The following is a 22,096-nucleotide window of genomic DNA, read 5'->3' on the forward strand; positions in this document are numbered from 1 at the left end:
AGTGAACACTGGCGCAATGGGACTGTAGAGCAGCCGCCTACCGAGCGGTAGGGGGTGGTCGAAGGAAAGTTACCGGCAGTACGCCATAGGCTGCGGTCGTGGCAGAGGACGCGGAACACCCCACGGTCAGGCGCGAGTACCGCATGGAGGAGCTGGCCCGGCGCGCCGGCATCACCGTGCGCACCCTGCGCTTCTACCGCGAACGCAAGCTGATCGGGCCGCCCCGCCGCGAGGGCCGCATCGCCTGGTACGACGACCACCACCTGGCCCGGCTGCGCACCATCGCGGCACTCCTGGAACGCGGCCACACCCTGAACGGCATCGCGGAGCTCGCCGACGCCCTCGACCAGGGCCGCGACGTCGCCGACCTGCTCGGCGTCGGCACCCCCACCGAGGAGGAGCCCGTCCGCCTCACCCCCGAGGAACTCGCCGCCCGCTTCGAGGGCGAGGTGACCCCCGAGAACCTGGCCGCCGCCCTGGAACTGGGCTACCTCGGCACCGACGGCGACGAGATCGTCCACATCAGCCGGCGCCTGCTGGACGTCTCCTCCGCGCTGGTCCGCGAGGGCATCCCGCTCGCCGAGGTGCTGGCGGCCGGCGCCCGCGTCCGCGAGCACGCCGACGCCCTGGCCGAACTCTTCGCCGACCTGATCCTGCGCCACGGCCCCGAGGAGGACCTGCGCCGACTGCGCCCGCTGGCCCGCAGCGTGGTGGAGGCGGAACTCTCCCTGGCACTGGACCGCCGGCTGAACAAGCGGGACTGACCGGGGAGGCCGGACGAGCGGGCCCTAGAGGTCGTAGACGACCGTCACCGGCGCGTGGTCCGACCAGCGGTCGGCGTGCGTGGCCGCGCGCTCGACGAAGCCCTTGACCACCTTGCCGGCGAGGCCGGGCGTGGCCACGTGGTGGTCGATGCGCCAGCCCGAATCGTTGTCGAAGGCCCGCCCCCGGTACGACCACCAGGTGTACGGGCCCTCCGCGTCCGGGTGCAGGGCGCGGACGACGTCGACGTAGCCGCCGTCCTGAGCGGCGAAGACGCGGTCGAGCCAGTCCCGTTCCTCGGGCAGGAAGCCGGAGTTCCTGGTGTTGCCGCGCCAGTTCTTCAGGTCGGCCTGGCGGTGGGCGATGTTCCAGTCGCCGCAGACGAGGACCTCGCGCCCGTCGGCGGCGGCCCGTTCGCGCAGCTCCTTCAGATGGACCAGGAACTCGCCCATGAAGCGGACCTTCTCGTCCTGCCGCTCGGTGCCGACCTCCCCGGAGGGCAGATAGAGGGAGGCGACGGTGACGCCGGGCAGATCGGCCTCGACGTAGCGCCCGCTGCCGTCGAACTCGGCGGAGCCGAAGCCGACCCGGACCCGGTCGGGTTCGCGCCTGGTGTAGAGGGAGACGCCCGCACGGCCCTTGGCGGCGGCCGGGGCGTGCACGACGTGCCAGCCGTCGGGACGGCCGGCCTCCTCGGGCAGCTGGTGCGGCTCGGCCCGCACCTCCTGGAGGCAGACGACGTCCGCGTCCGTCCCGGCGAGCCATTCCACGAAGCCCTTCTTCGCGGCGGCCCGCAGCCCGTTCACGTTCACCGAGGTCACAATCAGCATCCGGGCACGATACCGGCACACTGGTCGGGGTCCGCAAAATCCGGGGCCGCCCGCCGACTGCATAGAAGTACGATGCCCAGCATGATTATCCGCCGCGTTCGTTTCGATCACCCCGACGCCCTGAAGCTCAACGACGAGGTCCAGGCCGAGTACCACCAGCGCTACGGCGATGGGGGCGACGCCACCGTCCTGGACGCCGCCGACTTCGACCCGCCCCGGGGCGTGTACCTGATCGCGTACGACGAGCGCGACCGCCCCGTGGCCACCGGCGGCTGGCGCAGCCAGGACCGCAACGAGGAGGGCAACGAGGACGGCGACGCGGAACTGAAGCGGATGTACGTCGTCGCGCAGATGCGCGGCCGGGGCCTGGCCCGCCGCATGCTCGCGGCCCTGGAGGAGGACGCCCGCATGGCCGGCCGGGTCCGCATGGTCCTGGAGACGGGCACCAAGCAGCCGGAGGCCATCGCCCTGTACACCTCCAGCGGCTACGAGCCGTGCGCCAAGTTCGGCTACTACCGGCACCACGAGGAGAGCCTCTGCTACGCCAAGCGGCTCTGACCGGGGGCGGTGAAGCCGCCGCCCGTGCGGCGGCGACGCCGTCGTCGCACGGCGGAAACGCAGAAGATCCCGACCGGTCGTGATGACCGACGGGATCTTCTTCGTGCAGTGGACCTGAGGGGATTTGAACCCCTGGCCCCCTCGATGCGAACGAGGTGCGCTACCGGACTGCGCCACAGGCCCTTGCAACGAGTGAAACTTTAGCATCCCGATCGGGGTGCTTGGAAATCCGCTCCCCGACTGGTCAGGGCGGGGGTTCCCGAGGTGACCGGGGTCACTCGTTGGCCGCGCGCGGACGGTCGTCGTCCTCGTAGGGGTCGTACTGGTCGAAGAGCGGCGTGCGTTCGCGTTCCCGTGCCCGGCGGGCGGCGGCCGCGGCGGAGGCCGCGCCGCGCGAGCGGGTCCGGGCGTGGGGGCGGCCGTCCGCCGCCTTGTCCCCCTTCTTCTGTCCGGGCACCGCCTCCGGGTCGCGTGCCCCGCTCTCGGCGGCGTGACCCGCCTCCTGCTCCGGCACGACCGCGCTGGAGCGTGCCGAGCTCCAGGTGTCGGGCGCGCCGAGGTCCACGTCGGAGGTCGCGCGCGGGGCGACGGGCGCGGTCACGTACGTGGGCAGCGGCACCGGCACCGGGTCCCAGCTGTCCCCGTGGCCGGGCCTGCGCTGCCGCTCGCGCTGCTGGTCGACCCACTCGGCGTGGTCGGTCTGCTCGACGAGGGCGCGCCGGTCGGCGGCGAGCGCCGACAGTCCGGTGCCGGTCTCGGTGGGCTGGACCTCCTCCGGTTCCTCGGCGGCCGGTCCCGTCTCCAGGGGAGCGCGCCGGCGGGGCTGGCGCTCGCGCAGGCGCTGGGCGGCGGCCTCGGCGCGGCGCCGGTCCATCTGGTAGGCGAACCGGCGGCGCTCCTGCGTGCGCAGATAGGCGATGTACGCGCTGAGGAGCACGGCGGGCGCGGCGGGCACCCAGAGGAAGGCGAGGCCGCCGACGGCGGCGACGATCGCGCCGAGGGTGAAGGCGAGGAAGAGCACCACGGTGGTGCGCCGTCGGCGCGCGAGCACCTTGGTGCGCCGGGCGCGTGCCGCTGCCGACTGCGCCGAGGACGCGCTGCGCGCTGCCGGTTCACGCTGCTGGGCCGGCGGGGTCGCGGGGGCGGGCCGGGAGGCCGGGACGGAGACCTGGTCGCTCGGCGTCTCGGTGCCGCCGGGCGCCTCGGGCTCGGCCTCGACGGCCGCCTGACGGCGGGTCGGAGGCACGGCGAAGGCACGGACGTCCACCGAGTCGGTGACGGCGTCCGGATCGACGGCGCCCGGCTCCTCCTCCTGGGTGGAGCGCGCCCGCAGGTCCCTGGCGTACCGGCGCTCCATACCCGCCCGTCCGGACAGCAGCCGGATGGCGGTGCTGAAGCGTTCCGTCGGACGGGCCTCGTTCAGCTCGTCCTGCCTACGGAGCCACATCGGCACCAAGTAGGCGGCCCAGGCCCCGACAATGACTGCGTAGATGAGGCCGCTGCTGCTCACGCTCACACCGTAGAGGGGTTTGTGTGAGGCCATCCGCCAATTGGGCCGGTGTGTCGCACGATCTGGCTCATATTTCCAGCATTTTTTGCGACGCTTGCGATCAGCGGACCACCGCAGCCGGGAATTCAGCGCTCCGAGGCGGTCAACAGCCGGTCATTTTCGAACACATATTCAATTCAGGGACTCTCGGTGCGCTGGCTCCCGCGCGAGCGCGCCCGCTTCCACCGCGTGAGCAACCCGTCGGGCACCTCTTCCGCGGTGAGCGCGAAGACGAGATGGTCGCGCCAGGCGCCGTCGATGTGCAGATAACGCGGCCGGAGCCCCTCCTCGCGGAATCCGAGTTTCTCCACGACCCGCCGGCTCGGCCGGTTCTCCGGGCGAATGCAGACCTCGACGCGGTGCAGGCCGACGGTGCGGAAACAGTGGTCCACGACGAGCGCGACGGCCGTCGGCATCACCCCGCGCCCGGCCACCGCCTCGTCCACCCAGTAGCCGACGTGCCCCGAGCACATCGAGCCCCAGGTGATCCCGGCGACCGTCAACTGCCCGACCAGCTGCCCCTGGTACTCGATGACGAACGGGAGCATCCGGCCCGCGTTCGCCTCGGAGCGCAGATGCCGGACCATCTGGCGGTAGGTCGGCCGGTACGCGATCGGCCCGCTCGGCGTGGGCGGCGGGATGGTCGCCTCCCACGGGCGCAGCCAGTCGCGGTTGCGCCGGTTCACCTCGCGCCAGACCCGCTGGTCGCGCAGCTTTATCGGCCGGAGGACGACATCGCCGTCCGCCAGCACGACGGGCCAGGAAGGGCTGTTCAGCTCGCACCCCCCGTACCGCCGGGTCTCGGGTGGTCACCGCCGCGGATCTGGTCGACGGCGTGGAGCAGCAGGGGCTCCAGCACGGCGAGCCCGTCGCGCACCCCGCCGGTCGACCCGGGCAGGTTGACGATCAGCGTGCGCCCGGCCACTCCGGCCAGGCCCCGGGACAGCGCCGCGGTCGGCACCTTGTCCCGCCCGTACGCGCGGATGGCCTCCGCGATGCCCGGCACCTCGTACGCGATCACCGCGCGGGTCGCCTCGGGGGTGCGGTCGGTGGGCGACAGTCCGGTGCCGCCGGTGGTGACGACGACGTCGTACCCGGCGGCGACGCCCGCGCGCAGGGCCGCCTCCACGGGGTCGCCGTCGGGCACGACCCGCGGGCCGTCGACGTCGAACCCGAGGCCGCTGAGGCCGTCGGCGACCAGCGGGCCGCCCTTGTCCGCGTAGACGCCCGCGGCGGCCCGGTTGGAAGCGGTGATCACCAGAGCACGGTAGGTCATGCCCGGCTCCAGTCACCCGACTTGCCGCCCGTCTTCTCCTCCACCCGTACGTCCGTGATGACCGCCCCCTTGTCGACCGCCTTGACCATGTCGATCACGGTGAGCGCGGCGACCGTCACCGCGGTGAGGGCCTCCATCTCGACGCCCGTGCGGTCCGTGGTCTTCACGGTGGCCCGGATCTCCACGGCGTCGTCCGCGACCGACAGGTCCAGTGTCACACCGGACACCGACAACGGGTGGCACAGGGGGATCAGATCCGGGGTGCGCTTGGCGCCCATGATTCCGGCGATCCGCGCGGTGGCCAGGGCGTCCCCCTTGGGCACGCCCTCGCCGCGCAGCAGCTCGACCACGCGCGGTGCGACGAGGACCCGGCCGCTGGCACGGGCGGTGCGCGCGGTCACGTCCTTCCCGGACACGTCGACCATGCGGGCCGCGCCCGCCTCGTCGATGTGCGTCAGTCGGTCCTGCACAGGGGCTCCGGGGGTCTCCCCCCGGGAAGGCTGGGTCATGGCTGTGGCGCTCCCGGTCCGGGCCCGGCGCGGTGCGGCGCGCGGGCCTGCTGTGCGCGACACGGTACCGCCAACCAGCCGGGCTCAGCCGAGCAGGACCACCTCGACCTCGCTGCCGGGCTCCACGGACTCCATGTCCTCGGGCACGACGATCAGCGCGTTCGCCCGCGCCAGCGCGGCGATCAGATGGGAACCGGCACCGCCCACCGGGGTCACCTCGCCGCCGGCGTAGGTGCCGCGCAGGAACTGGCGGCGGCCCTTGGGCGAGCGCAGCGCCCCGTCGGCCTTGAGCACGGCCCGCACGCGGGGCCGGTGGAGGTCCGTGACACCCATCAGCGCGCGGATGGCGGGCCGGACGAACAGCTCGAAGGAGACGTACGACGACACGGGGTTGCCGGGCAGTGCCAGCAGCGGGGTGTGGTCGGGGCCGATGGAACCGAAGCCCTGGGGCTTGCCGGGCTGCATGGCGAGCTTGCGGAACTCCACGCCGCCGCCCGCCTCGTCCGCGTCCGCGGCGTACGCCAGCGCCTCCTTGACGACGTCGTACGCCCCGACGCTCACCCCGCCCGTGGTCACCAGCAGGTCGGCGCGGATGAGCTGGTCCTCGATGGTGGAGCGCAGGGTCTCGGCGTCGTCGGCGACGGCGCCCACCCGGTAGGCGATGGCGCCCGCGTCCCGGGCGGCGGCGGTGAGGGCGAAGCTGTTGGAGTCATAGATCTGCCCGCCGGCCAGTCGCTCCCCGGGCTGGACGAGTTCGCTGCCGGTGGACACCACGACCACGCGCGGGCGCGGGCGCACGCGCACCGTGCCGCGGCCGATCGCGGCGAGCAGCGCGATGTGCGGCGGGCCGAGGACCGTCCCGGCCTCCAGGGCCAGGTCCCCGGCCTTCACGTCGCTGCCCTTGTCCCGCACGTGCGCGCGTGCCTCGGCGGGGCGGTACACGTGCACGTGGCCCTCGGCGCCCTCGGGGGCCGAGCTGCGCGCCCGCATCCCGCTGACCGGGCCCTCGCCGAGCCCGCCGTCGGTCCACTCCACGGGGACGACGGCCTCGGCGCCGGGCGGCAGCGGCGCGCCGGTCATGATGCGCGCGGCCTGTCCGGGGCCGACCCGCACCGGGTCGGCCGCGCCGGCCGCGACGTCCCCGACGACCTCCAGGACGGCCGGGAACTCCTCCCCGGCGCCCGCCACGTCCGCGACCCGCACCGCGTACCCGTCCATGGAGCTGTTGTCGAACGGCGGCAGGGACACCGGCACCGTGACGTCGTCGACCAGGACGCAGCCCTGGGCGTCGAGCAGTTGCAGCTCGATGGGTTCGAGGGGGCGGACGGTCGAGAGGATGTCCTCAAGGTGCTCGTCCACCGACCACAGGTCGTCCGGGCCGGCGGGGCGGGTCGCGGCGCTGCTCAAGATTGCTGCATCTCCTCGGCTACGTAACTGCGGAGCCAGGTCCGGAAGTCCGGGCCCAGGTCCTCACGTTCGCACGCGAGTCTGACAATGGCACGCAGGTAGTCGCCACGGTCCCCGGTGTCATAACGGCGGCCCTGGAAGACGACGCCGTGCACCGGGCCGCCGACCTTCTCGTCCTGCGCGAGCTGCTGGAGTGCGTCGGTGAGCTGGATCTCGCCGCCCCGGCCCGGCTCGGTCTTGCGCAGTATGCCGAACACGTGCGGGTCGAGGACGTAGCGTCCGATGATCGCGTAGTTCGACGGGGCGTCCGCCGGGTCCGGCTTCTCGACCAGTCCGGTCACCTTGACCACGTCGCCGTCGGCGGTGGCCTCCACGGCCGCGCAGCCGTAGAGGTGGATCTGCTCGGGCGCGACCTCCATCAGGGCGACGACGCTGCCGCCGTGCCGCTCCTGGATCTCGATCATGCGCGCGAGCAGCGGGTCCCGGGGGTCGATCAGGTCGTCACCGAGGAGGACGGCGAAGGGCTCGTGGCCGACGTGCGGGGCGGCGCACAGCACGGCGTGCCCGAGGCCCCTGGGGTCGCCCTGGCGCACGTAGTGCATGGTGGCCAGGTCGCTGGACTCCTGCACCTTGGCGAGCCGTTCGGCGTCGCCCTTCTTCTGCAGCGCCGATTCCAGCTCGTAGTTGCGGTCGAAGTGGTCCTCGAGCGGACGCTTGTTGCGCCCGGTGATCATCAGGACGTCGTCGAGCCCCGCCGACACGGCCTCCTCGACCACGTACTGGATCGCCGGCTTGTCTACGACCGGCAGCATCTCCTTGGGAGTGGCTTTGGTAGCCGGCAGGAACCGGGTGCCGAGGCCGGCCGCCGGAATGACAGCCTTGCTGATCCTGGGGTGGGACTGAGTCATGCCCGCAACCATATCCGGTGCCTTTGTGGGGAATCTGTGGCTCAGGTTGCTTGACCCTTATATGACCTGCATTAAGAAGGGCGCGAGGACGACCAGTGGAACACGACGGACGTAAGGGCGAGCCTGACAAGCGCGCGTTTCGGCGAGAGTTCCTCGGGGTGAGGAAAAGGTTGACGGCGGATGACGTCCGCGTGGCGGGCCGCGCGCTGGCGGAGCGCGCCCTGGAGCTGCCCGAGCTGGCGCGCGGCCGCACGGTGGCGGCGTACGTATCGGTGGGCGGCGAACCCGGCACGCTCGACCTGATGGACGCCCTGCGCGCGCGGGGCGTGCGCGTCCTGCTGCCCGTGCTGCTGCCCGACAACGACCTGGACTGGGGCGAGTACGCCGGCCCGGACTCCCTCACCCGCGTCCGTCACGGCGGCAGAATGGCTCTTTTCGAACCCTCCGGTCCGCGTCTGGGCCCGGACGCCGTGGCGGACGCGGACGTGGTCCTGCTGCCCGGCCTCGCGGTGGACGGGCGCGGGATGCGCCTGGGGCGCGGCGGAGGGTCGTACGACCGGGTGCTGGCCCGGCTGGAGCGCGCGGGCGCGCGTCCCCGGCTCGTGGTGCTGCTCTACGACACGGAGGTCGTCGCGCGCGTCCCGGCGGAGGCGCACGACAAGCCGGTGCACGCGGTGGTGACGCCGTCGGGAGTGCGCCGCTTCCCTCAGCCCTGACCCTCCCCCGGACGGGAACGGCCCTCCACGCGCGCGTGGAGGGCCGTTGCGTGCACTGTGCCGTTGGTCAGGGCTTGAGGACCAGGGTGTCGCTCGTGCTCTTGCCCACCGCCTCGCCGGAGAACGACCAGGGCAGCAGCTCGCCCTTGGCCCACTTGCTCGTCTGGTCCGTGTAGTGCGCGCTGAAGGCGTGCCCGGAGGCGCCGGTCAGGTTGATCCACTTGGACTTGTCGAGGTCGGCGAGGTTGACGACCATCCGCATGGACGGCACCCAGACCACGCTGTAGCCGCCGGCGGCGTTCCAGCCGGTCGCGTTCACCGTCGCCTCGCCGCCGCTGAGCTTCCAGGGGCCGCGGTTGAGGAGGTACTGCAGGGCCTTGGGGCCCTCGGTGCCGAGCGTCTGGTTCTTCAGGAACAGCCGGTGCAGACGGCCCCAGCTCCAGGTGTCGATGTCCTTGCCGAGCTTGGCGGTCAGCTCCCAGCGGGCGTCGATCATGGCGCGGGCGAAGAGCTGGTCGCGGTTCTCGGCGGCGGGGCGGGTGCCCGACCTGGGCGTCTTCCACCAGTCGCTGTCCGGCTTGTCCATCAGGGTGCGCACGACCTCGAACCAGCGGTCGCCGCCGTCCGGCTGCGCCTGGTCGGCGTCGCGCTGGCCGCACTCGCGCACCTTGGTGTCGTCGTCCACCGGGCCGGTGCTGTCGATCTTGTCGACCCACAGGCACTGTCCCTTGACGCGCAGTTCCTTGGGGAGCTTGTTGCCGAAGGCGAGCTTGAGGATGTTGCGCCAGACGGCGTTGAAGTACGCGGCCGCCGCGGAGTCGGCGTCCTGGGTGTAGTCCCAGCCCTCCAGCAGCTTCTGCGCCTGGCGGACGTCCGCGTCCTTCAGGTTGATCTTCAGCAGCTTGGGCACCAGGAGCTTGGCGATCTCGCTGCTGTTGTCCAGCTGCATCTGCCGCATGTCGTCGGTGGAGATCTTGCCGCCGTCCTTGATCTTGGACTCGATCAGGTCGGTGATGCGCTGGCTGCGGGTGCCGTAGCCCCAGTCGGTGGTCAGGGTGTACGGGTACCTGTCCGGGTCGACCACGGCCTGGTTGGCGGTGACGATGTAGCCGCGCTTCGGGTCGTACTCGTAGGGCAGTTCGTCCTGCTTGATGAAGCCGTTCCAGCGGTACTTCGAGTCCCAGCCGGGCACCGGGACGGCGCCGGAGTCCTTGGCGGTGCGGGCGGGGATCCTGCCGGGCAGCGTGTAGCCGATGTGGTTGTCCGTGCTGGCGTAGACCAGGTTCTGCGAGGGCACGTCGAACAGGGCCGCCGCGGCGCGGAAGTCGCTCCAGTCCCCGGCCCTGTCCAGGGCGAAGACGGCGTCCATGGTCGTGCCCGGGTCGAGCGCGGTCCACCGCAGGGCGATGCCGTAGCCGTCACCGCGGTCGGGCGCGGCGGTGTTCACGGTGGCCCTCTTGCCGACCTGGACGAGTTCGTCGTCACGGTCGGACAGCAGCGGCATCCCGTCCTGGGTCTGCCGCACGACGATCGTCTTGGCCGAGCCCCCGGCGACCTTGATGGTCTCCTGGCGGGTCTTGAACGGCCGGACCTTGCCGTCGTACAGGTAGCCGTTGGCGCTGACCTTCTCCAGGTAGAGGTCGGTGACGTCGACCCCGGAGTTGGTCAGGCCCCAGGCGATCTTGCCGTTGTGGCCGATGATCACACCGGGCATGCCCGCGAACGTGTAGCCGGTGACGTCGTACTGGCACTTGCTGGAGACGGTGCGGCAGTGCAGGCCCATCTGGTACCAGACGGACGGCAGGGACGCCGACAGGTGCGGGTCGTTGGCGAGCAGCGGCTTGCCGGTGATGGTGTACTTCCCGGCGACCACCCAGGAGTTGGAGCCGATGCCCTGGCCGTTCACGCCGACGGCCGTGGGCAGGTCGTCCAGGACGCCGTGGAGGCCGCCCAGCTGGCTCGTGAGGGACGAACCCGTCCCGGCCGAGGCGGAGGACCCGGTCGCACCCGTCGAGCCCGCGGTGCCGCTCGTACCGGTCGTACCCGTCGTGCCGGTCGCACCCGTCGAGCCCGTGGTCCCGGTCGTGCCCGTGGTCCCGGTCGTACCGGTCGTGCCCGTGGTCCCGGTCGTGCCGGTCGTACCGGTCGTGCCCGTGCCCCCGGCGGAGCTCGTGGCGCCGCTCTGCTGGAAGGCCTGGGTCACCGCGTCGTACTGGCCCTCCTGGACGATCGGCTTGTTGCGGCCGTACGGGTACGCCGGGTACAGGTCCTGGATCTGCTGCGGGCCGAGGCGGCTGGTCATCAGGGCGCGGTCGATCTCGTCCTGCATGTTGCCGCGCAGGTCCCAGGCCATCGCCTTCAGCCAGGAGACGGAGTCGACCGGGGTCCACTTCGCCGGCTTGTAGTCGTTGGCGAAGCCCAGGGCCGCGTACTCCAGGGAGATGTCCTTGCCGTCCTTGCCCTGGAGGTAGGCGTTGACCCCCTTGGCGTAGGCCTGGAGGTACTTCTTGCTGGACGCCGACAGCTTGGTGTCGTACTCCTGCCGCGCGATCCGGTCCCAGCCGAGGGTGCGCAGGAACTCGTCGTTCTTGACCTGGCTCTTGCCGAACATCTCCGACAGGCGCCCGGAGGTCATGTGCCGGCGCACGTCCATCTCGTAGAACCGGTCCTGCGCCTGGACGTAGCCCTGCGCCATGAACAGGTCCTCGTCCGAGGACGCGTAGACCTGCGGAATGCCGTAGCCGTCCCGTTTGACGTCGACCGGCCCGGACAGGCCGTCGAGCTTGACCGAACCGGTGGTCTGCGGGAAGGAGGCGCGGACGGTGCTGATCGACCAGTACGCCCCGTAGGCGATGCCTCCGATGATGGCCAGGACCAGCACCAGCACGAGGAGTCGGGCTTTGCGCCCCTTCTTCCTGCCGGACTTGACGGACGTGGCACCCGCTGCGGCGGTGTCACCCGTGGTGGCGGTGGTGTTGGGGGGCATCGCTGTCCTTGCTGTCCTAACGCGAGCGGCAGGTCGGGCTGTGACTTTGAATGAGCGCTGGAGCAACCATAGGCGCAGGGCCCCGTCCCGCTTGACGCGGAGTCGGGAACGAGCGCGTACGAGCGTTCGATCTTGCCTCGCGAACGTCAAGAAATCGTCAAGAGTTAGGTAAGGTAACGAAGTAACCGAAGATCCGTGGGCCCGATCTCGGAGGAGGAACGCCCCCTGACTGTTCACCACCTCAACCAGCTCCTGCTCGTCTGCTCCGTCGTCCTGCTCGTCGCCGTCGCGGCCGTCCGGGTCTCCTCCCGCAGCGGCCTGCCCAGCCTGCTCGTGTACCTGGGCATCGGCGTCCTCATGGGCCAGGACGGCATCGCGCACATCCAGTTCAACAGCGCCGCGACGACCCAGGTCATGGGATACGCGGCCCTGGTCGTGATCCTCGCCGAGGGCGGTCTGGGCACGAAGTGGAAGGAGGTCCGGCCGGTCCTGCCGTCCGCCTCCGTCCTGGCGACCGTCGGCGTGGCGATCAGCGTGGGCGTCACCGCGGCGGGCGCGCACTACCTGGTCGGGCTGGAGTGGCGGCAGGCGTTCATCATCGGGGCGGTGGTGTCGTCGACGGACGCGGCGGCGGTCTTCTCGGTCCTGCGCAAAATCCCCCTCCCCGCGCGCGTGACGGGCACGCTGGAGGCCGAGTCCGGGTTCAACGACGCCCCGGTGGTCATCCTGGTCGTCGCCTTCTGCACGGCCGGCCCGGTCGAGCACTGGTACCTGCTGCTCGGCGAGATAGTCCTGGAGCTGGTCATCGGCGCGGCGCTGGGCCTCGCGGTGGGCTGGTTCGGCTCCTGGGGTCTCAGGCACGTCGCGCTGCCCGCCTCCGGTCTCTACCCGATCGCCGTGATGGCCATCGCCGTCACGGCGTACGCGGCCGGCGCGCTGGCGCACGGCAGCGGCTTCCTCGCCGTCTACCTGGCCTCCATGATCCTCGGCAACGCCAGGCTCCCGCACTGGCCCGCCACCCGCGGCTTCGCCGAGGGGCTCGGCTGGATCGCCCAGATCGGCATGTTCGTCGTGCTCGGCCTGCTGGTGACCCCGCACGATCTGGGCGACGACATCGTGCCCGCGCTGGTCATCGGGCTGGTGCTGACCATGGTCGCCCGCCCGCTGAGCGTGGTGCTCAGCCTGGCGCCGTTCCGGGTGCCGCGGCCGGAGCGGATCCTGATGTCGTGGGCCGGGCTGCGCGGCGCCGTGCCCATCATCCTGGCGACCATCCCCATGGTGAACGGCGTCGCCGGCAGCCGCCGCATCTTCAACATCGTCTTCGTCCTGGTCGTCGTCTACACCCTGATCCAGGGGCCGACCCTGCCCTGGCTGGCCCGCACACTCCGGCTCGGGGAGAAGGGCGAGGCCGCCGACCTCGGCATCGAGTCGGCGCCCCTGGAACGGCTCCGGGGACACCTGCTGTCCGTCACCGTCCCCGAGGGCTCCCGGATGCACGGCGTGGAGGTCGGCGAGCTGCGGCTGCCGCCCGGCGCGGCCGTCACCCTCGTCGTGCGCGAGGGGAAGTCGTTCGTGCCGCTGCCCTCGACCGTGCTGCGGCACGGCGACGAACTGCTGGTCGTCGCCACCGACCCGGTCCGCGACGCGGCGGAACGGCGGCTGCGCGCGGTCGCCCACGGCGGCAAGCTGGCGGGCTGGCTGGGCGCGGACGGCGACCGCGGGTGAGACCCGCGGCAATCACAGGCGGCCCCCGCGGGCGTGCTCGCTTTCACAGGGGCACAGCCCATGATCCCTGTAGTATGAAGGCACCCTGATCGAACCAACTCTGCCTGATGCAGAGCTGGCGCGACCGTATGGCGGCCGGAACACCCTCCGCGGAGGCACCGGTATCTACCGCAGTTCCGCGCAAGAGGACAGCTCTCGGCGCCCCCGCACGGGCGCGCTACCAGGCGGAAGAAAGGCACGGGCCGTGGAGTCCACGGTCACCAGCGGGCCGGCCGAGAACCCGCCGGCGTCGCCCCGCCCCGGATACGGACAGCTGCTGCGCACCCGCGGCGCCTGGACGTTCCTGCTCCCCGGTTTCGCCGCGCGCCAGCCGTTCGCGATGCTCACCCTCTCGATCGTGCTGCTCGTCCAGCACACCACCGGCTCGTACGGCGCCGCGGGCGCCGCCGCCGCGGCCACCGGCGTCTCCATGGCGGTGTTCGCGCCGTACAGCGGCCGCCTCGCCGACCGCTACGGCCAGCGGGCCGTGCTGATCCCCGGCGTCCTGGTGCACACGCTGTCCGGTCTGTCCCTGACCGCGCTCGCGCTGGCGCACGCGCCCCTGTGGGCGCTGTTCCTGGCCGCCGTCCCGACCGGCGCCTCCGTCCCGCAGGTCGGCCCGATGGTGCGGGCGCGCTGGGGCGTGCGGCTCCAGGGCTCGCCCCTGATGACCACGGCGGCGGCGTTCGAGTCGGTCACGGACGAGCTGACCTTCGTCGTCGGCCCCCTGCTGGCGACCGCGCTGTGCACGACCGTGACACCGGCCGCGGGCCTGGTCGCGGAGGCCGCGCTGACCCTCGTCGGCGGCCTGCTGTTCGCCGCGCGGAAGAGCACGCAGCCGCCGGTGTCCCGGGGAAGCGGGCACGCGCGCGTGCGGCACGCCTCCGCCCTGCGGGTCCCGGGCGTGCGCGTGCTGGTCGTCACCTTCCTCGGCATCGGCTCGGTCTTCGGCGGCATGCAGGTGTCGCTCGCGGCCTTCACCGAGTCGATCGGCGAGCCCGGCCTGAACGGGGTGCTGTACGGCGTCTTCGCCGCCGGGAACATGCTGTCCGGCATCGTCTGCGGCGCGGTCGCCTGGAAGACGGCTCCGCAGAAGCGGCTGGTGCTCGGTTACACGGCGCTCGCGGTGGCGGCGTCCGCCCTGTGGACGGCGCACTCGGTGCCGGTGCTCGCCGCGCTCGGTCTGCTGGTCGGCATGTGCATCGCCCCCTCGCTGATCACCGGCTACACGCTGGTCGACGGCCTGGTCCCGGACGGCGCCCGGACCGAGGCGTTCACCTGGCTGACCGGCGCCGTCGCGCTCGGCCAGGCCGCCGCCGTCACGGTCGCCGGACAGCTGGAGGACCGGCTGTGGGACGGCGCCGGGTTCCTGGTGCCGATGGGCGGCACCGTGCTCGCGCTGGTGACCCTGGTGACGCTGCGGTCGCGGCTGGCCGCACGGCACGGGAACCGCACGGTCGCGCGTGGCGTCGGTCACCGCGTGCCGGTCACGGTGGACTGATCCCCGGGAATACGTCACTATGGACCGTCGTTAGCACTCATTGAGTGAGAGTGCCAGGAGGAAGACAGTGCCGACCTACCAGTACCAGTGCACCGAGTGCGGCGAGGGCCTCGAGGCGGTGCAGAAGTTCACCGACGACGCCCTGACCGTGTGCCCCAACTGCAACGGCCGCCTGAAGAAGGTGTTCTCCGCGGTCGGCATCGTCTTCAAGGGCTCGGGCTTCTACCGCAACGACTCCCGCGGCTCCACGTCGAGCAGCAGCCCGGCGTCGAAGCCGGCCGGTTCGTCGTCCGACGCGAAGACGTCCTCCTCGACGTCCGCGTCCTCCTCGACGTCCGCGTCCTCTTCGGGCTCCGGCTCCGCCAGCAGCTCCGCCGCCTGACACCTCTCGTCCGGACCCCGCCGTCGCTCGACGGCGGGGTCTTCGGGCTTCCCCGGCACCGGCTCCCCCGCGCCCGCGCGGCCCGCTAGTGTGCTGGTCATGGCCAAAGCAGAGATCGGCGTCATCGGCGGTTCGGGTTTCTACTCCTTCCTTGACGACGTCACCGAGGTCCAGGTGGACACCCCCTACGGGTCGCCCAGCGACTCGCTCTTCCTCGGCGAGGTCGCCGGCCGGAAGGTCGCCTTCCTGCCCCGGCACGGCCGCGGCCACCATCTGCCCCCGCACCGCATCAACTACCGCGCCAACCTGTGGGCCCTGCGCTCGGTCGGCGTACGGCAGGTGCTCGGACCGTGCGCGGTGGGCGGCCTGCGCCCCGAGTACGGGCCGGGCACCCTGCTCGTGCCCGACCAGTTCGTGGACCGTACGAAGACCCGGGCACAGACGTACTTCGACGGGCTGCCGCTGCCCGACGGCACCGTGCCGAACGTCGTGCACGTGTCCATGGCCGACCCGTACTGCCCCACCGGGCGGGCCGCAGCGCTGAAGGCCGCCCGCGGCCGGGACTGGGAGCCGGTGGACGGCGGCACGCTGGTCGTGGTCGAGGGCCCGCGCTTCTCGACGCGCGCCGAATCGCTGTGGCACCAGGCCCAGGGCTGGTCGGTGGTGGGCATGACAGGCCACCCCGAGGCGGCGCTCGCCCGGGAGATGGAGCTGTGCTACACCTCGCTGACCCTGGTCACCGACCTCGACGCGGGCGCCGAGACCGGTGAGGGCGTCTCGCACGAGGAGGTGCTGCGCGTGTTCGCGGCCAACGTGGACCGACTGCGCGGCGTGCTCTTCGACGCGGTGGCGGCCCTGCCGGAGACAGGGCAGCGGGACTGCCTGTGCGTGAACGCGCTGGGCGGGATGGACCCGGGGTTCGTGTTGCCGTAGGTCGGAAGGTCGGGGCGGGCTGGGGGCCGGGCGGAGCTCGGCTCGGGCGCTGAGTGCGGCTCGGGTGCTGAGTGCGGCTCGGGCGCTGCGTGCGGCTCGGGCGCTGCGTGCGGCTCGGGTGCTGAGTGCGGCTCGGGTGCTGAGTGCGGCTGAGTGCGACTCGGTAGCTCAGTCCGCTCGGGCGCTGAGCTCGGCTGGGTGGCTGAGTGCGCTCGGGCGCTGAGTGCGACTCGGCGGCTGAGTGCGCTTGCGCGCTGAGCGCGGCTCGGTGACTCAGCCCGCTCGGGCGCTGCGTGCGGCTCGGGCGCTGGGCGAGGCTCAGTGCGCTGGGCGAGGCTCAGTGCGCTGGGCGCTGCGTACGACTCGGGCGCTGAGTGCGACTCGGTAGCTCAGTCCGCTCGGGCGCTGAGCGCGGCTCGGTGACTCAGCCCGCTCGGGCGCTGAGCGCGGTTCGGGCGCTCGGCGAGGCTCAGTGCGCTCGGCGCTGCGTGCGGGTCGGTGGCCAGGCGGAATTCCCCGTTCGGGTGGGCGAGTTATCCACAATCCGCCCGTGGTCCACGGGCCCCGGCGTGATCCGGCGCGAGGCGTCATCGTGGCAGGGCAAGCCGAACTCCTCGTCGCAGGCGGTGACCCCATGCCCTCGCTCCCGCGCCCCCTCCCGCCCACACCCGCGCCCCCGCCCTTTCCCTCTCCCACCGGCTTCTCGTTCCCGCCCCAACCACCGCCACCGCCCCTGCCGCCCCCAGCGCCCCTGTCACTGCCTCCGCGTCCGCGGCCGCTGGGCACCGAGGCCCCGCCGACCCGTGCGGTGCCCCCGTTCGATCCGGTGCGGGTGCGCGGCGGGCGGTACCGGCTGCAACGGCTGCTACGGCATCGCGGGCACGCCGTCGCGGCCGGGCTCGCGGTGACGGCGGTGGCGCTCGTGGCCGCGGGGCCCCGGACCGAGGGCGCCGGGACGCAGCCGCGCCGCGCCGAGCGGGTCCACGGCCGCCCGGTGGCGGAGCCCGCACGGCCCCGCCCGCCGGTCGAGCTGGTGACGGCGCCGGTCCGGATCGCCGACGCCGCCACGGTGCGCCTGCTGCACTCTGGCGACCGTGTCGACGTGATCGCCGCGGAGGACGCGTCGGCCGGGGCCGGCGTCCGGGTGCTGGCGCGCGGTGCACGGGTGACGGAGGTGCCGGAACCGCCGCCCGGCGCGGCCGAGAGCGGTGCGCTGGTCGTGCTGTCGGTGCCGCGGCCCACGGCAGCCCGGCTGGTCGGCGCGAGCGCCACCGCGCGCCTGGCGGTGACGCTGTGCTGAACCGGCTCGTACGCCTCCTCCGTACCGTGGCCGGCCTGGCGGCGAGGGTCTCGCTCCGGTTACGGGAGTGGACACGACGACCGCCCCGTGCCGTAGGTTGCGGAGCGTTTCGTTCCACACCCGGTGCACGCGAGGAGAGTCCCCTAGGTGAGCGCGAAGAAGGAACCGAGCGTCTGGCAGGGCTTCAAGGCCTTCCTGATGCGCGGCAACGTCGTCGATCTGGCGGTCGCGGTGGTCATCGGCGCGGCCTTCACGAACATCGTCAACTCGATCGTGAAGGGGATCATCAACCCGGTGGTCGGGGCGATCGGCACGCAGAGCCTCGACAACTACAGCTCCTGCCTGAAGGACCCGTGCCGGGTGAGCGCGGACGGCACGGTCACGAGTGGCGTGCCGATCATGTGGGGCTCCGTCCTCGGGGCCACGCTCAGCTTCGTGATCACCGCGGCGGTGGTGTACTTCCTGATGGTCCTGCCGATGTCGAAGTACCTGGCCCGGCAGGCGGCCCGGAAGGCGGCCCGGGAGGGCACGAAGGAAGTGGTCGAGGTGACCGAGCTGGAGGTGCTCAAGGAGATCCGCGACGCGCTGCTCGCACAGCGCGGGGCCGGGGACGGCGAGCGGTAGCGGCGCCGCCGCCCGCGGACCGCTCAGAGGTGGTGGGGCGGCTTCTCGTCCAGGAAGCGCCTCAGGTCGGCGGCGCTGTCGCCGCCCGGGCGCTCGCCCCACCCGCGGTCGGTGTCGTCCGAGGACTGCTGGTCCAGCGGGTCGTCGAAGACCAGCGCGGGCTTCGGGTCGCGCGGCTCGGGTTCACGCGGCTCGGGGTCGCGGGCGGTGCTCATGCCTCAAGGGTACGGCGCCGGCCGGGGCCACCGGCCTGGGGTTTCCGCCGGACCGGGGCCCCCTCCCGCACTTGTGAAAGCCTTCACAAGATTTCACGCCGGTTTTCTGCTGTGCTGGGAACCATGACGTCGAGTTCCCCTGCCACGCCCGCCCCCTCGGGGGCGCCGAAGCCCTCCGGCCCCCTGCGGCGGCTCACCGCCCGCGAACGCGGCGAGTCGCACCGCGTCGCCTCCTCGCTGGAGCTCTTCTTCGATCTGTGCTTCGTCGTGGCGGTCGCGCAGGCGGGCGTGCAGTTGGTGCACGCCGTGGCGGCGGGCCACGCGGGCGAGGGGATCCTCAATTACGCGATGCTGTTCTTCGCCATCTGGTGGGCGTGGATGAACTTCAGCTGGTTCGCCTCGGCGTACGACAACGACGACGCCCTCTACCGGGTGGTCACCCTGGTGCAGATCGCCGGCGTCCTGGTGCTGGCCGCCGGTATCTCCCGGGCGTCCGCACAGCACGACTTCCTCCTGGTCTGGCTCGGTTACGTGATCATGCGGCTGGGAATCGTCTGGCAGTGGCTGAGAGCCGCGAGATCGGCCCCGGGCGCGGAACGGACCACGGCGCTCCGGTACGCGTGCGGCGTGCTGCTGTGCCAGGTCGGCTGGCTCGGTCTGGTGGTGCTGCCGGAACCGGCCCGGCCCTGGGTGTTCCTGGTGATGGTGGTCGCGGAACTGTGCGTGCCGCTGTACGCCGAGAGGGCACACAACACCCCCTGGCATCCGCACCACATCGCCGAGCGGTACGGCCTGTTCACGATCATCGTGCTCGGCGAGACGATCGCCGCGGCCACGGTGGCGGTGAAGTCGGCGGCGGACGAGCACAGCGCCCTGGGCGAGCTGCTGCCCATCGCGGCGGGCGGACTGCTGGTCGTCTTCTCCGCGTGGTGGATCTACTTCGTGGTGCCGATCCACGGCCATCTGCGCTCCAGCCGGCGGGCGTTCGTCTGGGGCTACGGCCACTACCTGGTCTTCGCCTCGGCGGCGGCGATCGGCGCGGGCCTGGAGGTCGCCGTGGAACAGGCGGTCGGCAAGGCGCACATCTCCGTCCTGTCCGCCTCGGCCGCCGTCACCCTGCCGACGGCGCTGTACCTGCTGACCGTGTGGGCGCTGCACGCCCGGCACTTCAAGGCGGGCCTCGCCCAGCAGCTGGTGCTGCCGGTCACGGCTCTGCTGGTGATCTGCTGCACCTTCCTGGGCGAGTGGGCGGTGCTCGCGGCGGGGCTGGTGTCCGCGGCCTCGGTGGCGGCCGGGGTGGTCCTGGCAGCGCGCGCGGCCGGCCGGGAGGGCGCGGCGCGCGCCACCGCCGCGACCGGCTGACCTTCCGGGCGGTGCGCCGCACTGGGCCAGACTGACGTTCATGACAGCTGACGCTTTGACGGACGTCGCCGGGATGCGCGTGGGGCACGCCACCCTGACCGGCGACGGGTGGCTCACCGGCACGACGGTCGTCCTCGCTCCCGTGGGCGGCGCGGTCGCGGCCGTGGACGTGCGCGGCGGCGGCCCCGGCACCAAGGAGACCGACGCGCTCGACCCGCGCACCGTGGTGCGGAAGATCGACGCCGTCGTGCTGACCGGAGGCAGCGCCTACGGGCTCGACGCGGCCTCCGGGGTGATGGCCTGGCTGGAGGAGCGGGAGCGGGGCGTGCGGGTGGGACCGGATCCGGCGCATGTCGTGCCGGTGGTGCCCGCCGCGTGCCTCTTCGACCTGGGGCGCGGCGGGGACTTCCGGGCCCGTCCGGACGCGGGGACGGGACGCGCGGCGGTGGAGGCCGCGGCGGCCGGTGTGCCGGGGGCCCGGGTGGCGCAGGGGTGCGTCGGCGCGGGCACGGGCGCCGTCGCCGGACGGTTCAAGGGTGGCGTGGGCACCGCGAGCACGGTGCTCGACTCGGGGATCACGGTGGGGGCGCTGGTGGTGCTGAACGCCGCGGGGTCGGTGCTGGATCCGGAAACGGGGGTGCTGTACGGGGAGTTGTTCGAGGGACGGGTGGAGTATCCCGCGGAGCGGGTGCACGAGGCCGCGTGCCGGCGCCTGGACGAGGCCGCCGCCGGGAACGGCCCGGCACCGCTCAACACGACGCTGGCGGTGGTCGCGACGGACGCGGACCTCTGCAAGGCGCAGGCGCAGAAGCTGGCGGGCACGGCGCACGACGGGATCGCGCGGGCCGTACGGCCGGTGCACCTTCTGCACGACGGGGACACGGTGTTCGCGCTGGCGACCGGCACGCACGCGCTGGACACGCACCCCCTGGCGCTCAACGACCTCCTCGCCGCCGGCGCGGACGTGGTGACGCGCGCCATCGTCCGGGCCGTGCGCGCCGCCGAGTCGGTCGACGGGCCGGGTGGAGTGTGGCCGTCGTACGGGGAGTTGTACGGCGCCGGGTAACGGTACGGCCCCGGGGGCGGGGTGGATTGTCGCGGTTCTGTCACGTGATGGCGTTCGAAGGGAGCGGAAGGGAACCTTCCCCGGCGTCGGCGCCCTCTTTCTCCACGCACTGGAACGGATCACGCACATCACACGAACTGGGAGCAGCCCGTGACAACGCCGGACATTGCAGCGCGGCGCGTACTCGGGGCCTGTGCCGCCCTGATGGTCGGCGCCCTCACCCTGACCGCCTGCGGCGGCAACGCCAAGGCGGACAACGGCGACGGCAAGGGGGGCAAGGACTCCCCGAAGACGTCGACGGCGAAGATAGCGATCTCGGCCAAGGACGGTTCGACGGGGGCGTCCATCAACGCGACCGGGGTGAAGGTCAGCGACGGCAAGCTGACCGACGTGAAGATGACCGTGGCGGGGTCGGGGCAGACCGTGCCGGGGGCGATATCGGACGACGGCCGCAGCTGGAAGCCCAAGGAGCGGCTGGAGCGCGGGACGAAGTACCAGATATCCGCGACCGCGAAGGACGCCGGGGGGCGCACGGCGGCGGCCAACTCCGTCTTCACCACCGTCTCCTCGGCGAACAGCTTCATCGGCACCTACACGCCCGACGACGGCACGACGGTCGGGGTGGGCATGCCGGTGTCGTTCACCTTCGACAAGTCGATCACCGACAAGAAGGCCGTGCAGTCGCACATCACGGTCAACACCACCAGCGGCCAGCAGGTGGTCGGGCACTGGTTCGGTGACCGGCGGCTCGACTTCCGGCCGCAGGAGTACTGGAAGGCCGGCTCCAAGGTCACGATGGACATCGACCTGGACGGGGTCCAGGGCGCCCAGGGCGTCTACGGGGTGCAGAAGAAGACCGTCTCCTTCACCGTCGGCCGGTCGCAGGTCTCCACGGTCGACGTCCGCACGCAGACCATGACGGTCGTGCGGGACGGCCGGACCGTCAAGACGGTGCCGATCTCGGCGGGCAGCCCGCAGCACACCACGTACAACGGGCAGATGGTGATCTCCGAGAAGTTCGTGCAGACCCGGATGAACGGCTCGACGGTCGGCTTCGGCGGGGAGTACGACATACCGGACGTGCCGCACGCGATGCGGCTGACGTCGTCCGGGACGTTCATCCACGGAAACTTCTGGTACAGCAAGGGCAACCCGCCGTTCGGGCGGGAGGGCACCAGCCACGGCTGCGTCGGCCTCGCGGACGTGCAGGGGGCGCAGGGCGCCACGCCGGCCAAGTGGTTCTACGACAACTCGCTCGTCGGCGACCTGGTGATCGTGAAGAACTCCCCCGACACGACGGTCGCCCCGGACAACGGCCTCAACGGCTGGAACATGGCGTGGAACGCCTGGACCGCGGGAAGTGCCGTCTGAGCGGCGGGTTTTGACAGGACGGCGGGCCGCGCGGGAACTTTTCGCGCGGCCCGCGCGTTTTCCAGGCGTACGTTTTC

At 72.2% G+C, this 22,096-nt stretch carries 21 protein-coding genes and 1 tRNA gene; 12 read left to right on the forward strand and 10 right to left on the reverse strand.

Going from position 1 to position 22,096, the window contains the following annotated elements; translation table 11 throughout:
• The first annotated feature begins 143 nt into the window (after positions 1-143).
• Positions 144-764, forward strand: a complete 621-nt coding sequence (locus ACZ5DC_RS15895; RefSeq protein ID WP_366749948.1) for a MerR family transcriptional regulator — start codon at positions 144-146, stop codon at positions 762-764.
• Between the two features lie 24 nt (positions 765-788).
• On the opposite strand, the gene ACZ5DC_RS15900 is transcribed toward ACZ5DC_RS15895, so the two are convergent.
• Positions 789-1,592, reverse strand: coding sequence for an exodeoxyribonuclease III (locus ACZ5DC_RS15900; protein WP_468653074.1), 804 nt, complete (start codon positions 1,590-1,592; stop codon positions 789-791).
• An 81-nt stretch (positions 1,593-1,673) separates the two neighbouring features.
• On the opposite strand from ACZ5DC_RS15900, the gene ACZ5DC_RS15905 reads away from it, so the two are divergent.
• The gene (locus ACZ5DC_RS15905; RefSeq protein ID WP_468653076.1) at positions 1,674-2,150 is read left to right on the forward strand and encodes a GNAT family N-acetyltransferase; all 477 of its coding nucleotides are present in this window, start codon (positions 1,674-1,676) and stop codon (positions 2,148-2,150) included.
• Positions 2,151-2,259: 109 nt separating this feature from the next.
• On the opposite strand, the gene ACZ5DC_RS15910 is transcribed toward ACZ5DC_RS15905, so the two are convergent.
• The 7 genes from ACZ5DC_RS15910 to galU all read right to left on the reverse strand — a co-directional run bounded on the left by ACZ5DC_RS15910 (position 2,260) and on the right by galU (position 7,799).
• Positions 2,260-2,333, reverse strand: a tRNA-Ala gene (locus tag ACZ5DC_RS15910).
• Between the two features lie 91 nt (positions 2,334-2,424).
• Positions 2,425-3,660 (reverse strand): divisome protein SepX/GlpR, encoded by a 1,236-nt coding sequence (sepX, locus tag ACZ5DC_RS15915; RefSeq protein ID WP_468653078.1) that lies wholly within the window; start codon positions 3,658-3,660, stop codon positions 2,425-2,427.
• Between the two features lie 176 nt (positions 3,661-3,836).
• Positions 3,837-4,451 (reverse strand): GNAT family N-acetyltransferase, encoded by a 615-nt coding sequence (locus tag ACZ5DC_RS15920; RefSeq protein WP_468653080.1) that lies wholly within the window; start codon positions 4,449-4,451, stop codon positions 3,837-3,839.
• A gap of 20 nt (positions 4,452-4,471) precedes the next feature.
• A complete protein-coding gene (locus tag ACZ5DC_RS15925) occupies positions 4,472-4,975 on the reverse strand; it encodes a MogA/MoaB family molybdenum cofactor biosynthesis protein (protein WP_468653082.1) in 504 nt (167 codons plus the stop codon).
• On the reverse strand, positions 4,972-5,484 hold the full coding sequence (gene moaC / locus ACZ5DC_RS15930) for a cyclic pyranopterin monophosphate synthase MoaC (protein ID WP_103809876.1): 513 nt from the start codon (positions 5,482-5,484) through the stop codon (positions 4,972-4,974). Before moaC ends, ACZ5DC_RS15925 begins: the two co-directional genes overlap by 4 nt.
• An 84-nt stretch (positions 5,485-5,568) precedes the next feature.
• On the reverse strand, positions 5,569-6,891 hold the full coding sequence (glp, locus tag ACZ5DC_RS15935; protein ID WP_468653084.1) for a molybdotransferase-like divisome protein Glp: 1,323 nt from the start codon (positions 6,889-6,891) through the stop codon (positions 5,569-5,571).
• A complete protein-coding gene (gene galU / locus ACZ5DC_RS15940) occupies positions 6,888-7,799 on the reverse strand; it encodes a UTP--glucose-1-phosphate uridylyltransferase GalU (RefSeq protein WP_366749754.1) in 912 nt (303 codons plus the stop codon). Before galU ends, glp begins: the two co-directional genes overlap by 4 nt.
• A 95-nt stretch (positions 7,800-7,894) precedes the next feature.
• Between galU and ACZ5DC_RS15945 the strand changes: the two genes are divergently transcribed.
• Positions 7,895-8,515, forward strand: a complete 621-nt coding sequence (locus ACZ5DC_RS15945; RefSeq protein ID WP_468653087.1) for a 5-formyltetrahydrofolate cyclo-ligase — start codon at positions 7,895-7,897, stop codon at positions 8,513-8,515.
• A gap of 67 nt (positions 8,516-8,582) precedes the next feature.
• Here the strand turns inward: ACZ5DC_RS15945 and ACZ5DC_RS15950 are convergent, their stop codons facing one another.
• Entirely contained in the window at positions 8,583-11,501 is a 2,919-nt protein-coding gene (locus ACZ5DC_RS15950; protein ID WP_468653089.1) for a penicillin acylase family protein, read from the reverse strand.
• Positions 11,502-11,696: 195 nt separating this feature from the next.
• On the opposite strand from ACZ5DC_RS15950, the gene ACZ5DC_RS15955 reads away from it, so the two are divergent.
• From ACZ5DC_RS15955 to mscL, 6 genes are all read left to right on the forward strand, one after another.
• Positions 11,697-13,226 (forward strand): potassium/proton antiporter, encoded by a 1,530-nt coding sequence (locus ACZ5DC_RS15955; protein WP_468653091.1) that lies wholly within the window; start codon positions 11,697-11,699, stop codon positions 13,224-13,226.
• 244 nt (positions 13,227-13,470) lie between these two features.
• Positions 13,471-14,766: an MFS transporter gene (locus ACZ5DC_RS15960; RefSeq protein ID WP_468653093.1), complete on the forward strand. Its 1,296-nt coding sequence runs from the start codon at positions 13,471-13,473 to the stop codon at positions 14,764-14,766.
• Between the two features lie 67 nt (positions 14,767-14,833).
• The gene (locus ACZ5DC_RS15965; RefSeq protein ID WP_468653095.1) at positions 14,834-15,148 is read left to right on the forward strand and encodes an FmdB family zinc ribbon protein; all 315 of its coding nucleotides are present in this window, start codon (positions 14,834-14,836) and stop codon (positions 15,146-15,148) included.
• A 99-nt stretch (positions 15,149-15,247) separates the two neighbouring features.
• Positions 15,248-16,081, forward strand: coding sequence for an S-methyl-5'-thioadenosine phosphorylase (locus ACZ5DC_RS15970; RefSeq protein WP_468653097.1), 834 nt, complete (start codon positions 15,248-15,250; stop codon positions 16,079-16,081).
• An 808-nt stretch (positions 16,082-16,889) separates the two neighbouring features.
• A complete protein-coding gene (locus tag ACZ5DC_RS15975) occupies positions 16,890-17,381 on the forward strand; it encodes a hypothetical protein (protein ID WP_468653099.1) in 492 nt (163 codons plus the stop codon).
• Between the two features lie 147 nt (positions 17,382-17,528).
• Complete coding sequence (mscL, locus tag ACZ5DC_RS15980) at positions 17,529-18,005, forward strand: large conductance mechanosensitive channel protein MscL (RefSeq protein ID WP_468653101.1); 477 nt, start codon at positions 17,529-17,531, stop codon at positions 18,003-18,005.
• 23 nt (positions 18,006-18,028) lie between these two features.
• Here mscL and ACZ5DC_RS15985 read toward each other — a convergent pair whose 3' ends face one another.
• Complete coding sequence (locus ACZ5DC_RS15985) at positions 18,029-18,220, reverse strand: hypothetical protein (protein ID WP_468653103.1); 192 nt, start codon at positions 18,218-18,220, stop codon at positions 18,029-18,031.
• Positions 18,221-18,343: 123 nt separating this feature from the next.
• Here ACZ5DC_RS15985 and ACZ5DC_RS15990 point away from each other — a divergent pair, with 123 nt between their 5' ends.
• The 3 genes from ACZ5DC_RS15990 to ACZ5DC_RS16000 all read left to right on the forward strand — a co-directional run bounded on the left by ACZ5DC_RS15990 (position 18,344) and on the right by ACZ5DC_RS16000 (position 22,019).
• The gene (locus ACZ5DC_RS15990; RefSeq protein WP_468653105.1) at positions 18,344-19,582 is read left to right on the forward strand and encodes a low temperature requirement protein A; all 1,239 of its coding nucleotides are present in this window, start codon (positions 18,344-18,346) and stop codon (positions 19,580-19,582) included.
• Between the two features lie 40 nt (positions 19,583-19,622).
• Positions 19,623-20,648, forward strand: coding sequence for a P1 family peptidase (locus ACZ5DC_RS15995; RefSeq protein ID WP_468653107.1), 1,026 nt, complete (start codon positions 19,623-19,625; stop codon positions 20,646-20,648).
• Positions 20,649-20,798: 150 nt separating this feature from the next.
• The gene (locus tag ACZ5DC_RS16000; protein WP_468653109.1) at positions 20,799-22,019 is read left to right on the forward strand and encodes a L,D-transpeptidase; all 1,221 of its coding nucleotides are present in this window, start codon (positions 20,799-20,801) and stop codon (positions 22,017-22,019) included.
• Positions 22,020-22,096: the final 77 nt, after the last annotated feature.

The organism is Streptomyces sp. NPDC031445, from assembly GCF_055581365.1.

Excerpts from the sequence above, each read along its gene's own strand:
- ACZ5DC_RS15895 (WP_366749948.1), top strand. The coding sequence starts at position 144 with ATGGAGGAGCTGGCCCGGCGCGCCGGCATCACCGTGCGCACCCTGCGC.
- ACZ5DC_RS15900 (WP_468653074.1), bottom strand. The coding sequence starts at position 1,592 with ATGCTGATTGTGACCTCGGTGAACGTGAACGGGCTGCGGGCCGCCGCG.
- ACZ5DC_RS15905 (WP_468653076.1), top strand. The coding sequence starts at position 1,674 with ATGATTATCCGCCGCGTTCGTTTCGATCACCCCGACGCCCTGAAGCTC.
- ACZ5DC_RS15925 (WP_468653082.1), bottom strand. The coding sequence starts at position 4,975 with ATGACCTACCGTGCTCTGGTGATCACCGCTTCCAACCGGGCCGCCGCG.
- moaC (WP_103809876.1), bottom strand. The coding sequence starts at position 5,484 with ATGACCCAGCCTTCCCGGGGGGAGACCCCCGGAGCCCCTGTGCAGGAC.
- galU (WP_366749754.1), bottom strand. The coding sequence starts at position 7,799 with ATGACTCAGTCCCACCCCAGGATCAGCAAGGCTGTCATTCCGGCGGCC.
- ACZ5DC_RS15950 (WP_468653089.1), bottom strand. The coding sequence starts at position 11,501 with ATGCCCCCCAACACCACCGCCACCACGGGTGACACCGCCGCAGCGGGT.
- ACZ5DC_RS15970 (WP_468653097.1), top strand. The coding sequence starts at position 15,248 with ATGGCCAAAGCAGAGATCGGCGTCATCGGCGGTTCGGGTTTCTACTCC.
- ACZ5DC_RS15985 (WP_468653103.1), bottom strand. The coding sequence starts at position 18,220 with ATGAGCACCGCCCGCGACCCCGAGCCGCGTGAACCCGAGCCGCGCGAC.
- ACZ5DC_RS15990 (WP_468653105.1), top strand. The coding sequence starts at position 18,344 with ATGACGTCGAGTTCCCCTGCCACGCCCGCCCCCTCGGGGGCGCCGAAG.
- ACZ5DC_RS15995 (WP_468653107.1), top strand. The coding sequence starts at position 19,623 with ATGACAGCTGACGCTTTGACGGACGTCGCCGGGATGCGCGTGGGGCAC.